This is a genomic window from Microbulbifer maximicatervae (SeqCode), assembly GCF_056231245.1.
In genome coordinates, this window is record NZ_CP174334.1 from 1,609,339 (window position 1) to 1,622,017 (window position 12,679).

At 53.2% G+C, this 12,679-nt stretch carries 10 protein-coding genes; 5 read left to right on the forward strand and 5 right to left on the reverse strand.

Going from position 1 to position 12,679, the window contains the following annotated elements; all coding sequences use genetic code 11:
• Window positions 1-6 precede the first annotated feature (6 nt).
• The 3 genes from ACJJIS_RS06920 to ACJJIS_RS06930 all read right to left on the reverse strand — a co-directional run bounded on the left by ACJJIS_RS06920 (window position 7) and on the right by ACJJIS_RS06930 (window position 4,686).
• Window positions 7-1,719, reverse strand: a complete 1,713-nt coding sequence (locus ACJJIS_RS06920) for a thiamine pyrophosphate-dependent enzyme (RefSeq protein WP_475709807.1) — start codon at window positions 1,717-1,719, stop codon at window positions 7-9.
• Between the two features lie 25 nt (window positions 1,720-1,744).
• A complete protein-coding gene (locus ACJJIS_RS06925) occupies window positions 1,745-3,427 on the reverse strand; it encodes an FMN-binding glutamate synthase family protein (RefSeq protein WP_444897783.1) in 1,683 nt (560 codons plus the stop codon).
• A 98-nt stretch (window positions 3,428-3,525) separates the two neighbouring features.
• Window positions 3,526-4,686 carry a saccharopine dehydrogenase family protein gene (locus ACJJIS_RS06930; RefSeq protein ID WP_444907845.1) on the reverse strand — a complete coding sequence of 387 codons (1,161 nt, stop codon included), beginning with the start codon at window positions 4,684-4,686 and terminating at the stop codon, window positions 3,526-3,528.
• Window positions 4,687-4,896: 210 nt separating this feature from the next.
• On the opposite strand from ACJJIS_RS06930, the gene ACJJIS_RS06935 reads away from it, so the two are divergent.
• The 3 genes from ACJJIS_RS06935 to ACJJIS_RS06945 are packed head-to-tail and all read left to right on the forward strand — an operon-like array spanning window position 4,897 to window position 8,002.
• Window positions 4,897-6,201: a condensation domain-containing protein gene (locus tag ACJJIS_RS06935; RefSeq protein ID WP_475709808.1), complete on the forward strand. Its 1,305-nt coding sequence runs from the start codon at window positions 4,897-4,899 to the stop codon at window positions 6,199-6,201.
• Window positions 6,202-6,235: 34 nt separating this feature from the next.
• Window positions 6,236-7,036, forward strand: coding sequence for a glycosyltransferase (locus tag ACJJIS_RS06940; protein WP_444907847.1), 801 nt, complete (start codon window positions 6,236-6,238; stop codon window positions 7,034-7,036).
• Window positions 7,037-7,060: 24 nt separating this feature from the next.
• A complete protein-coding gene (locus tag ACJJIS_RS06945; protein ID WP_475709809.1) occupies window positions 7,061-8,002 on the forward strand; it encodes an NAD-dependent epimerase/dehydratase family protein in 942 nt (313 codons plus the stop codon).
• Here the strand turns inward: ACJJIS_RS06945 and ACJJIS_RS06950 are convergent.
• The gene (locus ACJJIS_RS06950; protein WP_475709810.1) at window positions 7,999-8,724 is read right to left on the reverse strand and encodes a UDP-2,3-diacylglucosamine diphosphatase; all 726 of its coding nucleotides are present in this window, start codon (window positions 8,722-8,724) and stop codon (window positions 7,999-8,001) included. The genes ACJJIS_RS06945 and ACJJIS_RS06950 overlap by 4 nt on opposite strands.
• 35 nt (window positions 8,725-8,759) lie before the next feature.
• Complete coding sequence (locus tag ACJJIS_RS06955; RefSeq protein ID WP_108733726.1) at window positions 8,760-9,269, reverse strand: peptidylprolyl isomerase; 510 nt, start codon at window positions 9,267-9,269, stop codon at window positions 8,760-8,762.
• Window positions 9,270-9,482: 213 nt separating this feature from the next.
• On the opposite strand from ACJJIS_RS06955, the gene ACJJIS_RS06960 reads away from it, so the two are divergent.
• On the forward strand, window positions 9,483-11,156 hold the full coding sequence (locus ACJJIS_RS06960) for a glutamine--tRNA ligase/YqeY domain fusion protein (RefSeq protein ID WP_475709812.1): 1,674 nt from the start codon (window positions 9,483-9,485) through the stop codon (window positions 11,154-11,156).
• A gap of 87 nt (window positions 11,157-11,243) precedes the next feature.
• Entirely contained in the window at window positions 11,244-12,620 is a 1,377-nt protein-coding gene (gene cysS, locus ACJJIS_RS06965; protein ID WP_475709813.1) for a cysteine--tRNA ligase, read from the forward strand.
• Window positions 12,621-12,679 lie beyond the last annotated feature (59 nt).

A 12,679-nucleotide genomic window follows, 5' to 3' on the forward strand; every position in this document is an offset into this window, starting at 1 on the left:
AAAGTCTCAGCGCAGGAAATTGTCTCGCAAAAGATCTACCACCTCATCGGCGCGGCCGTTGAGTATTGCCTTAAGTCCGAACAGTGCGGTGGAGGTGACTTGCTGCGCTGTAACTTCCGGCGGCATCACCAGCTCCACGCGGTTCGTCGGTACGCTGAGTAGTGCCGGCCCGTCAGTGGCGAGCCAGCGCTTCATACTTTCCTCAAGCTGATCCGCACTCTCGATACTGGCACCACTGATGCCACAAGCTTCGGCAACGCGGCCGAAGTCCGGGTTATGTAAGTCGGTATAGCTGTCGAGAAGCCCCTCAATGCGCTGCTCCATCTCTACGAAGCCGAGGGAGTTATTGTTAAATACCAGGACTTTTAATGGGATTTTTTCTTGCACCAGTGTCAACAGGTCTCCCATTAACATGGTCATACCACCGTCGCCGCACATAGCGATGACCTGGCGCCCGGGATAGGCTTTGGCCATGCCCAGGGCTTGGGGGTAGGCGTTGGCCATGGTGCCGTGGGAAAGGCTGGTGAGAAATGAGCGTTTGCCGTTGGCAGTGAGGTCGCGGAGCATCCAAACCATACAGGCGCCGCCATCGGCGGTGAATACGGCATCCTCATCGGCCAGCTTGTTGAGCGTCTGGGCGACAAATTGAGGGTGGATCAGGCTGGGGTCTTTCTCTTTGCCGCGGCTCTTCATCTCTTCCCGATCTTTTTTGTATCGTTCCAGAAGGTCATCGAGGAAGGTGCTGTCGGTGCGGGCCTTTAATCGGGGCAAGAGGGCTTCAATGGTGGGCCCCACATGTCCTACCAGGCCCATATCCACAGGAGCGCGTCGCCCCAGGTGCGGCGCTTCCGCATCAATTTGAATAATGGTGGCTTTTTTCGGGTAGAACTGGGTGTAGGCAAAATCGGTACCCAGACACAGTAACAGGTCACAAGTCTCCATGGCCCGGTAGCCCGCGGGATTGCCGAGAATCCCGGTCATGCCCACATGGCAGGGGTTGTCGTATTCGAGAAACTCTTTCGACTTGGTGGTGTGGGCGATAGGAGCGGCCAGGTGTTGTCCCAGTTTTATTACTTCATCGTGAGCGTGACGGCAGCCGATACCGCCGTAAATAGTGATATTTTTTGCGGCGTTGATTTTCTTTGCCAGGGCGTCGAGCTCAGAGTCAGACGGACGCGCTAGCCATTCAGGGCGATGTACCGACCAGGGCAGACTGTCTTTGGTCTTCTCCTTGAACAAGTCGCCGCTAATTTGCACCACCGCGACACCACCGCGAGTAAGCGCAGTTTGTGCCGCCTGCACAATCATTCGACGGGCTTGCTCCGGGTGGGTCATGGTTTCACAGAAGACCGAACACTGTTCGTAGAGTTTTTGCTGGTCCACTTCCTGTGGATAGCCGAACCCCTGTTCCGCACGGTCGATGCGGGATGCAATCAGTACCACCGGGGCGCCATTGCGATGGCTTTCAAAAATGCCGTTGATAAAGTGCAGGCTGCCGGGTCCGGCAGTCCCGGCGCAGACACTCAGCTCACCGGTAAGGTAAGACTCCCCCCCAGCGGCGAAAGCGCCCACTTCCTCATGACGCACATGTATCCACTCCAAGTCGGAAGTGCGTACCGCTGATGTAAAGTGATTGATGGTATCGCCGACAATGCCGTAGCACCGTTTGGCGCCGGCCTTGACCAGTGTATCGACAATAATCTCTGAAACGGTTTGCATAGCAATCTCCACAGATTGGGTGAGGCTAGCGGTTAATAGCGCGGCGGATCGACGCGTACTTGCCCTCTTCGAGCTTGATCGCAGGCTGAAAACTGTCTGCCTGTGCGGCCAGCCACCAGTGCCAGTAGGGCGTATCTTCTGGTGCGTCGATCAGCGAGTTGGTGTCAAGAAAATGCCAGATACGATCTATCGGCCTGGATTCTGCGCCATTAATTCGGTGAATCATGTGATAGGGTTTTAGGTCTCGGGGGTCGGTAAGCCCCGCGCCGGCCACAATATCCTCCAATGCTTCGAGGGTTTTTGCCTGGAAGGCCGCCGCTCGCTTGCTTTGCACATCTACCACTAGCCCGCGCTGACGCCGAGGATCTTGGGTGGTAACGCCAGTTGGGCAGGTATCCGTGTGGCAGCGTTGGGATTGAATACAGCCTACGGAAAGCATGAAGGCCCGCGCCGCATTGCACCAGTCGGCGCCGATGGCCAAGCATTGCGCTAGTCCGGATGCGGAATAAACCTTGCCGCTGGCAGCCAGCTTCACCTTATCTTTCAGGCCCGCCCCCACCAGGGCATTGCGTACGATAATCAACCCTTCCAGCAGCGGCATACCCACGTGGTTGGAAAGCTCCAGCGGCGCTGCACCGGTACCGCCTTCGGCGCCGTCTACAACAATAAAGTCCACCAGTTTCCCGGTTTCGTGCATGGCCTTCATTATGGCCATCACCTCGTAGATATGCCCTACACAGAGTTTTATGCCTACCGGTTTGCCGCCGGACAGTTCACGCATTTGTTCGGCAAATTCCAGCATTTCAATGGGGGTGGAGAACATGGAGTGCGCGCGGGGGGATACGCAGTCCTGGCCGGGCGTAACCTTCCGGGTGGAGGCGATCTCCTGAGTTACTTTGGTGCCAGGTAATACTCCACCGTGCCCGGGTTTCGCTCCTTGGCTCAATTTAATTTCCGTCATTTTAACCTGGTCGTTACAGGCCTCGCGGAATAGATCCGGGTTAAAGCTGCCGTCATCGTTGCGCGCACCGAAATAACCGGTACCCAATTCCCACACTAGATCGCCGCCATGTTTGCGGTGATAGGGGCTGATACCCCCCTCACCGGTATCGTGATAGAAGCCGCCAATTGAGGCTCCTTTATTCAAAGCTTCTATTGCGGCGGCGGACAGAGCGCCAAAGCTCATGGCCGAGATATTTAACAGGGCGGCGGAGTAGGGCTGTTTGCAGCGGCCCGTGCCCACTTCAGTACGGCAGGAGGTGTCTGCATGTTTTTCGGGCTTCACCGAGTGAGTGAGCCAGGTATATTCCTCACTCTGCACATCTTTTTCAGTGCCGAACGGATGCATATCAGAAAAACCTTCGGAGCGGGCATACACAAGCCTTCGGGCTTCAATGCTGTAAGGGCGTCCTTCCTCATCACCCTCGACCATATAGGCGCGGAAATAGGGACGCAGGTTCAGGAATATCCAGCGAATGCGGCCGGCAACCGGGAAGTTCCGCGTAATGCTCCAATGGGGTTGGAGCATATCGTAGATTCCCAGTAGTACCAGTGAAACGCTAATCAGTAGAGCCACCAGCCACCAGGCGCTGTTTGTAAACGTGAGCACCAAGAAGAATGGGGTCAGGATAAGAGCGGTAATGGGAATAATCGCGCGCTTTATACCATTCCGGCCGGAATAGGCGCACCAGGGGTTGGAGCTACTCATAAAATCAGGTTCAGCATCGTTACATAAAGTTCCGATACTGAACCTAGATCATTTGTAAGGGTTCTGCCTTGATAAGGTCAACTAAAGGGCTTTTTCCCCTAACTTGCCGCTAATGCAGGCAGTGAATTTTGCTTTGCAGGTAAAAACTCGATGGCAGTGACGATAGAGTAATCCTTTAGTTCATCCAGAATTTCATCCAGCTTTAATAGTTGCCAGCAGGCGCGCGCGCCACTGTCTGAAATTTCACCGCGAAGGAATTTTCTCGCCAAAGCCACTGCGGGTGCTGCAGGAATCCAGACGCCATCGCCATCCATTCCAAGTATTTGCCACTGCCTACCAGCTATCCTACCCTCAGCATCTTCACCCAGTGCGCGGACAATCATGCCGCCGTGAGAGCTGCCACCAGGCCAGCGGGCACTCAATTTATGGGCAATCTGTGCGATGCGGGAACTCGTGGCGGGCAAATTTAGGCGCGAGAGTTGGGCGCACAAAGACAGGCCGGCCTGGAGAATCAGGGGCTCTGTCCCCGTGGAAAATAGTGCTGTGTTTAAATTTGGCAGGTGTCTTGGGCACAACTCCAGGTCGGGTACTTCAAAGTCGCACAGCCAGCGTTTTCCCACTGGATGGGCAAGAGTTACCGAGTGCAGGTGATTGCCGGCAAATGATTCTCTCCAGCGCCCATCCCGCAATTGGGGGAAGCTCTCCCCCAGCGCTTCAAAACCGGAGCGCACGGTGGCAAGGCCGCGTTCTACCTTGTGTGCCGGAGCAATTGCCGCTTGTACAGAGTGAATGACCGGCAGCTCTTTTTGGATCTCAGCTATGGCTGCTGAGCTGAGGCCGGGTAGACTGCTGGCACCGGATACCATGGCGATACCGGCGGCCTCGGCGGCCGGGGAGAGACGGTGAAAATCACATACAAAGCGGCGCGCATCTGAAATATCGATGTAGGGGGTACGGGCTTCAATGCAGGCTTTGGCCACCCGGTAATCGGTTTCTCTCTGGTAGGGGCCAGCGCAGTGGATCAATAAATCCAGGTGCAAGGCTTTCAATTGCGCAGCCAAGTTGATGGAGTCCCGCTCCAGTCGTAACCCCTCGGCGAGGCCACCGAGTGATTGGGCGCAACGGTCGGCCAACGATTTGTTATGGCCGGCAATAATCAGTTGGATATTGGGCTCAGAACTCAGCATTTGTGCAATACGTGCGCCAAAATTGCCGTAGCCTCCGAGAATCAATACGCGTTTATTCAGGTTATTGATCACCTGGATGGAACTCCTGCCCCTTATAGTTTGTAGAGATCATGCATCGTGCCGGTGACTTAAATCAAGAGAATCTTGTCTGTGCCTTCAGCATACCGCCGTTGTCATTTCACCGTTTTGTATATTCTAAAAGTAACGTTCCCGATGATCTTGTGCAGTTTTATCAGTCTCATTAGTGATCTCATGTCGGGCAAATGATTTTTGGAGATCAGAATGACCGGTTGGAGTTTATCGACTCAGGTCCCCCTATCGATCACTGAGCAGCGTATTTATGACTTGCATCACCGCAAGGATCTGGTCGACCTGATTACCCGCGCCATGGTTTTCAAAGGAAAATTCGATGTTGAACTGTTTAAGAAATCCATTTCAGAGGTGGTAAACACCTATCCGATTTTTCGCTGTCGTTATAGCGGGGAACCGGCTGTCCGCTCCTTTGTAGATATTGAGCTGGACTACATCGACATTCGCCACTTAAGTGATACTCACTTCACGAGCTTTTTGCGTCAATTTGGCAGCTCGCCAATGGATTTGACGCAGGATCAATTGTTGGGGCTCAGTGTTCTTCGCAGTGGAGAGGATGAATACATTTTTTTGACCAAGTGTCACCACATCATTGCCGATGGGATTAGCTTGTCACTGCTCTGGTCTGAATCCTTGACTCACTATTTGGATAGTGCGAAGGGTAAGGATTATAAACCCAGGGTGGAAACTGCAGACTTTGCTGATTATGTAAATTATGAAAATACCTATCTGAGATCGCCGAGGGGGCATAAGGCGCGAAATCTTTGGCAAAAAAAGTTGCAATCCCAAAAAGATGAGATAGAGCAGTTGCCTCAATCGGAAGAGACCTCGGTTATTTGTAGTGAAGTAATCCAGCATATAGATGAGATTGAGCTGGAGCAGATAAAGACATTGGCCAGCTCGGAGAATGTGAGCCTCTTCGCCTATCTGGCAGCCGCATTTCAGCAAGTTTTATGTGAATTCATACCTCACTCTTTTTGGATGAATGGCAATTTATCCCTTCGGCTTAAGAGGGAGTATCGGGAAGTGTTTGGCCCCATGTGCCGGTATGTTAATTTGACGGTTCGTAGGGATGAGTCCTGGGAGGAGAAGCTCTCGCGCCTGTCTTCGGAGATAAAGTATGCCATGCGCACGGTTTATGCTGCTGATGCAATTGGGCCTCACGGCCTGATTGGCCACCACCTCGATGCATCCCATTGCTACCTGGTGACTTTCCTGCAAACAGAGGAGCACCGGGAAGGTTTTTTTGCGGTTTATACCGGTGAAACTTCTGACTGGGTCAAATTGAATGACAGTTTGAAAATTCGCATTGTCCCCCTGGCGACGCGCTTAACGCCATATGGCATCTATCTTTCTATTACTGTCTTTGGAAAGAAGTTGCGCTCTAGCTTTATCTACAATGAGAATTGCTTCGAACAAAAACAAGTAGAGGAAATGGTAAGTCGCTGGTGTGACAGATTATTGTGCGGGCCTGAAGATATTCTACCGCCGCTGTAAATAACGCTGTATAGGGACTGTAGAGCCAATTGTTATGTCAAGATGTGCCTTTGTGACCCTGGTCAATAGTCCGGATTATGTAATAGGTGCGCAGGCACTGAAACACTCACTGGATCGTACGGCCAGTGCCTATCCGTTAATTTGTATGGTGCCACCGAACAGCTGTGATGCAGCGCCATTGGAAGCGGCGGGCTGTAAGATAAAAGAAGTTTATACGCCTCGTTTTTCCGATGAGTTTATCCACCGCCATAAACGCGATTCTTTGCACCGGCGCGCGCCCTTTGATAAGGGTAGTAAGCCCGCTTTCCATGACCCATTGAATAACTTTTGTAAATTGGCACTGTGGCAATTGACCCAATTCGATAAGCTTGTTTTTCTGGATGCAGACACCCTGGTTTTGCGCAATATTGATCACTTGATGAATTATCCGGAATTTTGCGCAGCGCCCAATCTTTACGAAGACTTGGATGGATTTCATCGCATGAATTCGGGATTGTTTACTGCGGTACCGAGTGAAACGACTTACCAAAAAATGCTTGAGCAACTGGATCGACCAGGAGTTTTCTGGCGGCGCACAGACCAGACTTTTTTGCAGTCCTTTTTCCCTCGTTGGCACGGTTTGCCTTATATCTATAACGCCTTGCAATACCTCTACCTGAATTTACCCCAGCTGTGGCAGTGGGACAGTATTCATGTCATTCACTACCAATATGAAAAACCCTGGCAAAAACAGCACTCAAAAGTTGAAAAGCTCAAACCCCTGATCGACTTGTGGTGGGCTGTTTACGAAGGGCGAGATATTGCCGTTGATCTGGATGAGCTGGCCCGTGCTTAGAAAATAAAATCGAGAGAGGGAATTGTGAGAATAGGGATTACTGGCGCCAGTGGCTATGTGGGGCAATTTCTGGTTAGGCATTTTTTGCGGCAGGGCTATGAAGTGCGAGCATTACTGCGCAGGGAGGAAAGTGTAGATCTTTTTCACAGTATTGCTTCACCCAGATTGACGTGGAGCGTCGGGGATATTACTTCTGATACAGCATTACAGACATTCACCAGCAATCTGGATGTGGTGGTACATGCAGCTTTCGAGCATCTTCCCGGGCGCTATCGAAAAGGGGAGGGGGACGATCTCGAGGGTTTTTTACATGTAAACCTCAGTCAAACCCTGGCATTAATCCAATTCGCCTATGCAGCGAAGGTAAAAAAATTTGTATTTATTTCCAGTCGTGCCGTTTATGCCACTGGAAAGTTGAGCGGTTCTTTAAGTGAGGGGCAGGTTGTTCAGCCGGATACTTTCTACGGCGGCTATAAAGCGGCTGTGGAAGCCATGCTGTCTGCTTGGGCGTATCAGCGTGGCTGGCATACAGTTTCATTGCGCTTAACTGGAGTTTACGGGCTGGTGAGCCCGCTAAGTCGTAGCAAGTGGTATGACATCGCTCGAGCAGTGATATCTGGGGAAGCCTATTTAAATTCCGGGCTTTCAACGGAAGTGCACGGAGAAGATGTGGCGCGGGCGGTAGAGCTTTTACTGGAGCACGAAGATGCCCGGGGGCGGGCAGTAAACTGTAGTGATTGCCTGGTTAGCAGTCGCGAGTTGGTGAAGATTCTAAGATCGATATCCGGACAGCAGGGACCGCTACCTCCCCAGCCACAAATGAAACCGCCAGCAGTGATGGATTGCGCTTATTTACAGGGGATAGGTTTTCGATTTGGGGGTGTGCAGTGTTTGCGGGAGACGCTTGAGGAATTGGTAGAGGCTGTGCAACAACAGCAGAGCCTCATCCAAAACGCCGGCTCCTAGCCGATCGGCCAGTGAATCAACTCCAGTGAGTCTTTGTCCGCTTTCAGGCACCAGGCATTCTTATCCCAGTCTCCCAGCACAATACGCTCCGCCGGTTCACCGTTGATCGTCAACGTGTGGCGGGCGGGCCGGTGGGTGTGGCCGTGGATCAGTCGAAGCACATTGTGCTCAAGCATCACTCGCTCCACTTCTTCCTGGGTTACATCCATTATGTCTTCGGCCTTGCGGCTGTTCATACTCTTGGATGCCATACGAATCTGCGCGGCAATAGCGTGGCGTTCCTGTAGGGACTTGGCCAATAGCTCTTGTTGCCACTTGGGGTCCCGGGCCTGGCGGCGGAACGCCATATACTCTTTGTCGAGGGTGCAAAGGCTGTCGCCGTGCATAAGCAACACGCGCTCATTACCGAGGGACAACGCAGTGGGGTCCTGAAGTAAAGTGGCTCCCGCGCGCTGGGCGAAGTCGGTACCCAACAGGAAATCCCGATTGCCGTGCATCAGGTACAACTCTACGCCGGTACCGCTATAGCGACTTAACTCGCCAATCACTTCGCGGGCTAGCGGGGCATCGTCGTCGTCGCCAACCCACGCCTCAAAAAAGTCGCCGAGAATATATAGCGCCTCAGCACCGGCAGCTCGCCCGTGCAGAAAATCAAAAAACGCCCGGGTAATATCCGGGCGTTTTTCGTCGAGGTGCAAGTCAGAAATAAAATAAGTAGACAATGTCCCCGCCTTAGAGTCGGTACTGACCCGTGGAATTACTTATCGGCGTAGGCGTCAGAGATGCTGATACCGGTGATTTCGATAGTCTCCAGGGGTACGTCCTGGTGGAAGCCTTTGCTGCCGGTTTTAACGTCTTTGATTTTGTTGACCACGTCCATGCCGTCGACAACCTTACCAAATACGCAGTAACCCCAACCCTGAGAATCTTCGCTGCGGAAGTTCAGGAAATCGTTGTCCTTAACATTGATAAAGAACTGGGAGCTGGCGGAATGCGGGTCCATAGTGCGGGCCATGGCCAGGGTGCCAGTGTCGTTCTTCAAGCCATTGTTGGCTTCGTTTTCGATGGAGTCGCGGGTTTCCTTCTGCTGCATGTCTGGAGTCATGCCGCCACCTTGGATCATAAAGTTGTTGATCACCCGGTGGAAGACAGTGCCGGTATAGAAATCGTCACGGCAGTACTGCAAAAAGTTGGCAGCAGTCTTGGGTGCCTTTTCGAAATCCAATTCGATGGCTATATCTCCATGGGTTGTGTGAAGGGTGATCATAAAATGTCCTATGAGGGTTGATTTGGGGCGGCATGATACCTTGTAGTCTGTAGCTGTAAAATGCTGTGTCGGAATATCTGTGTCAATTGCACAAAAATCAAACGCTTGCAGTGAATTTCTATGGAAAGCGTTCCTTCAAATTCGATATTCTGTCTCTCAAGTAGGTTATAATTCGCCGTTTACGTTCGCACAGCTGTAAATTAAGAGAATCCTATGACATCCGAGAGCAAGCCAGCTCACTTTTTACAGAACCTTATCCGTGAAGATCTGACTGAGGGCCGGGTTACGCAGATCGCGACCCGCTTCCCGCCGGAGCCCAACGGCTATCTGCATATTGGCCACGCCAAGTCCATCTGTCTGAATTTTGGTCTGGCGCAGGAATTCGGTGGCACCTGTAATTTACGCTTTGACGACACCAACCCGGCCAAGGAAGAGGAAGAGTTTGTCGATGCGATTAAGCGCGATGTCTCCTGGCTCGGTTTTGAGTGGAATGGCGAGGCGAAGTACTCCTCGGATAATTTTGATCAATTGTACGAGTGGGCTCTGCACCTGATTAAAGATGGCAAGGCCTACGTTTGCGACCTGTCCGCAGAAGAAGCTCGTCACTACCGTGGCACGCTGAAAGAGCCGGGCAAAAACAGCCCTTTCCGGGATCGCTCTGTCGAGGAAAACCTGGCGCTGTTTGAAAAGATGCGCAACGGTGAAATGGAAGAGGGCCAGTGCAGTTTGCGCGCCAAGATCGATATGGCCGCACCGAATATCAACCTGCGCGACCCGATCATCTACCGCATCAAAAAGATGGCTCACCACCAGACCGGTGATAAGTGGTGCATTTACCCCAGCTACGATTTCGCTCACGGCCAGTGTGATGCGATTGAGGGTATCAGCCACTCCATCTGTACCCTGGAGTTTGAAGATCACAAGCCCCTGTACGACTGGCTGATCGAGAACCTGCCGGTGCCTTCGCGCCCGCGTCAGTACGAATTTGCCCGCCTGCACCTCAACTACACCGTGGTGTCCAAGCGCAAGCTCAAGCAGTTGGTAGACGAAGGCCATGTGGACGGCTGGGATGATCCCCGCATGCCGACCCTTTCCGGTATGCGCCGTCGCGGCTTCACCCCGGCTTCCATTCGCAACTTCTGCGAGATGATCGGTGTAACCCGCTCCGACTCAGTTGTCGATGTGGGCATGCTGGAATACAGCATTCGCGACGATCTGGATAAAAATGCACCGCGCGCCATGTGCGTGATGGAGCCTTTGAAGATTACCCTGAAAAATTACCCGGAAGGCCAGGAAGAGATGCTGTCAGCACCCGGCCACCCGGTCCGCGATGATCTGCCGGCCCGTGAACTTCCTTTTGGCCGCACTCTCTATATTGAGAAAGAGGATTTCCGCGAAGAGGCCAACAAGAAGTACAAGCGTCTGGTGCTGGGCAAAAAAGTTCGCCTGCGCAACGCCTATGTGATCTTTGCTGAAGAAGTCGTGAAGAACGATGCCGGTGAAATTGTTGAGGTGATCTGCTCGGTTGATCTGGACACCCTGGGCAAAGATCCGGCCGACGGCGTTAAGCCAAAGGGCGTTATTCACTGGGTATCTGCGGACAACAATGTCGATTGCGAAGTGCGTCTATACGATCGCCTGTTCAATGATGCGGCGCCGGATGCCGGCGGTAAGAACTTCCTCGACTGCGTAAACCCGGACAACCTGCAAATCCTAAAAGGCTGTAAGGCGGAAATCGGCCTGGCCAAAGCGGAGCCGGAGCAGGGTTACCAGTTCGAGCGCAACGGCTACTTCTGTCGCGACAGCAAGTACGGCAGCGCGGAAGCGCCGGTGTTTAACCGCACCATTGGTCTGCGCGACAGCTGGGCCAAAGAGCAAAACAAATAGCAAAGCGGAGGGCTGCCCGAGCGGCAGTTTTCGCGGCGGGGTCAATGACTGGCCCAGCCACACAGCAAAAAGAATTCGAGAGAAAAGATGTCTCTACAGGTCTACAACACGTTTTCCGGGAAGAAAGAACCCTTCGTACCACTGGTGGAAGATCAGGTGCGCATGTATGTGTGTGGCCCCACCGTGTACAACCGCGTGCATATTGGCAATGCCCGCCCTGTGGTGGTGTTCGACACCCTGTACCGGGTACTGAAAAGAAATTTCAGCGATGTGATTTACGCGCGCAATATCACCGATATTGACGACAAAATCATGAAGACCGCGCGGGATAACGGCGAGGAAATCGGCGTGCTGTCAGCGCGCTATGCCCAGGCTTACTACGAGGATATGGCCGCGCTCAATAACCTGGAGCCGGATATTGTCCCCTACGCCACCCAGCACTTGCCGGAAATGATCGCGATGATCGAAAGCCTGCTGGAGAAAGGTCACGCCTACGCCGCCGAAGGCCATGTGCTGTTCGCCGTGGAATCCATGCAGGAGTACGGCCAGCTGTCCAAGCGCTCCCTCGACGATATGCTCGCCGGTGCGCGGGTGGAAGTAGCGCCTTACAAAAAGTACGCTGGCGACTTCGTACTGTGGAAGCCGTCCGCCGATGACGAGCCCGGCTGGGACAGCCCCTGGGGCCGTGGGCGCCCGGGTTGGCACCTGGAGTGCTCGGCCATGATCAAGAAGCACCTGGGTGACACTATCGATATCCATGGCGGCGGTCGCGATCTGACCTTCCCCCACCACGAAAACGAGCGCGCCCAGAGCTGCTGCGCCAATGGTGTGGATTTTGTGCGCTACTGGATGCACAACGGCTATGTAAATATCAATGGCGAAAAGATGTCCAAATCCCTGGGCAACTTCCGCATGGTCAAAGACCTGCTGAGCCAATACCCCGGTGAAGTGCTGCGTTTTGCACTGCTGTCTGCCCACTACCGCTCAGAACTGAATTTCAGTGCTGATTTGCTGGATCAGGCATGGCGCACCCTGGATACTCTCTATGGCGCACTGCGTGAAACGGAAGCGGTTGAGGCTGAAGCGGTAGATCTTAACGACACCGCCTTTATCAAGGCGTTGGAAGACGATCTGAATACGCCGATCGCCATCAGCGAGTTGCACCAGATTGCCCGCGACCTGAACAAAGCCGATGAGGCGGATAAAGCACGCCTGAAAGGCTTGCTGCTGGCCGCTGCAGATATGCTGGGCATTCTCCAGCAAGACCCGGAAGCCTGGTTCAAACAGGCCCGTGGTGGAGATGAAGGCATTTCTGCCGAAGAAGTTGAAGCACTGATCGAAGAGCGCGCACAGAGCAAGAAGAACCGTGACTTTGCCCGCGCCGATGAGATTCGCGAAGAGTTAAAATCCAAAGGTGTGGTGCTTGAGGATAGCCGTGAAGGGACCAAGTGGCGTCGCGAATAGCGCGGTCGTACTCCGAGACACGGATAGACTTGAGACACCGATAGATTTTCCCCGGCTTG

Bases quoted from the DNA above. Each gene is read 5' to 3' on its own strand.
- ACJJIS_RS06920 (WP_475709807.1), bottom strand. From the start codon at position 1,719: ATGCAAACCGTTTCAGAGATTATTGTCGATACACTGGTCAAGGCCGGC.
- ACJJIS_RS06925 (WP_444897783.1), bottom strand. From the start codon at position 3,427: ATGAGTAGCTCCAACCCCTGGTGCGCCTATTCCGGCCGGAATGGTATA.
- ACJJIS_RS06935 (WP_475709808.1), top strand. From the start codon at position 4,897: ATGACCGGTTGGAGTTTATCGACTCAGGTCCCCCTATCGATCACTGAG.
- ACJJIS_RS06940 (WP_444907847.1), top strand. From the start codon at position 6,236: ATGTCAAGATGTGCCTTTGTGACCCTGGTCAATAGTCCGGATTATGTA.
- ACJJIS_RS06955 (WP_108733726.1), bottom strand. From the start codon at position 9,269: ATGATCACCCTTCACACAACCCATGGAGATATAGCCATCGAATTGGAT.
- ACJJIS_RS06960 (WP_475709812.1), top strand. From the start codon at position 9,483: ATGACATCCGAGAGCAAGCCAGCTCACTTTTTACAGAACCTTATCCGT.
- cysS (WP_475709813.1), top strand. From the start codon at position 11,244: ATGTCTCTACAGGTCTACAACACGTTTTCCGGGAAGAAAGAACCCTTC.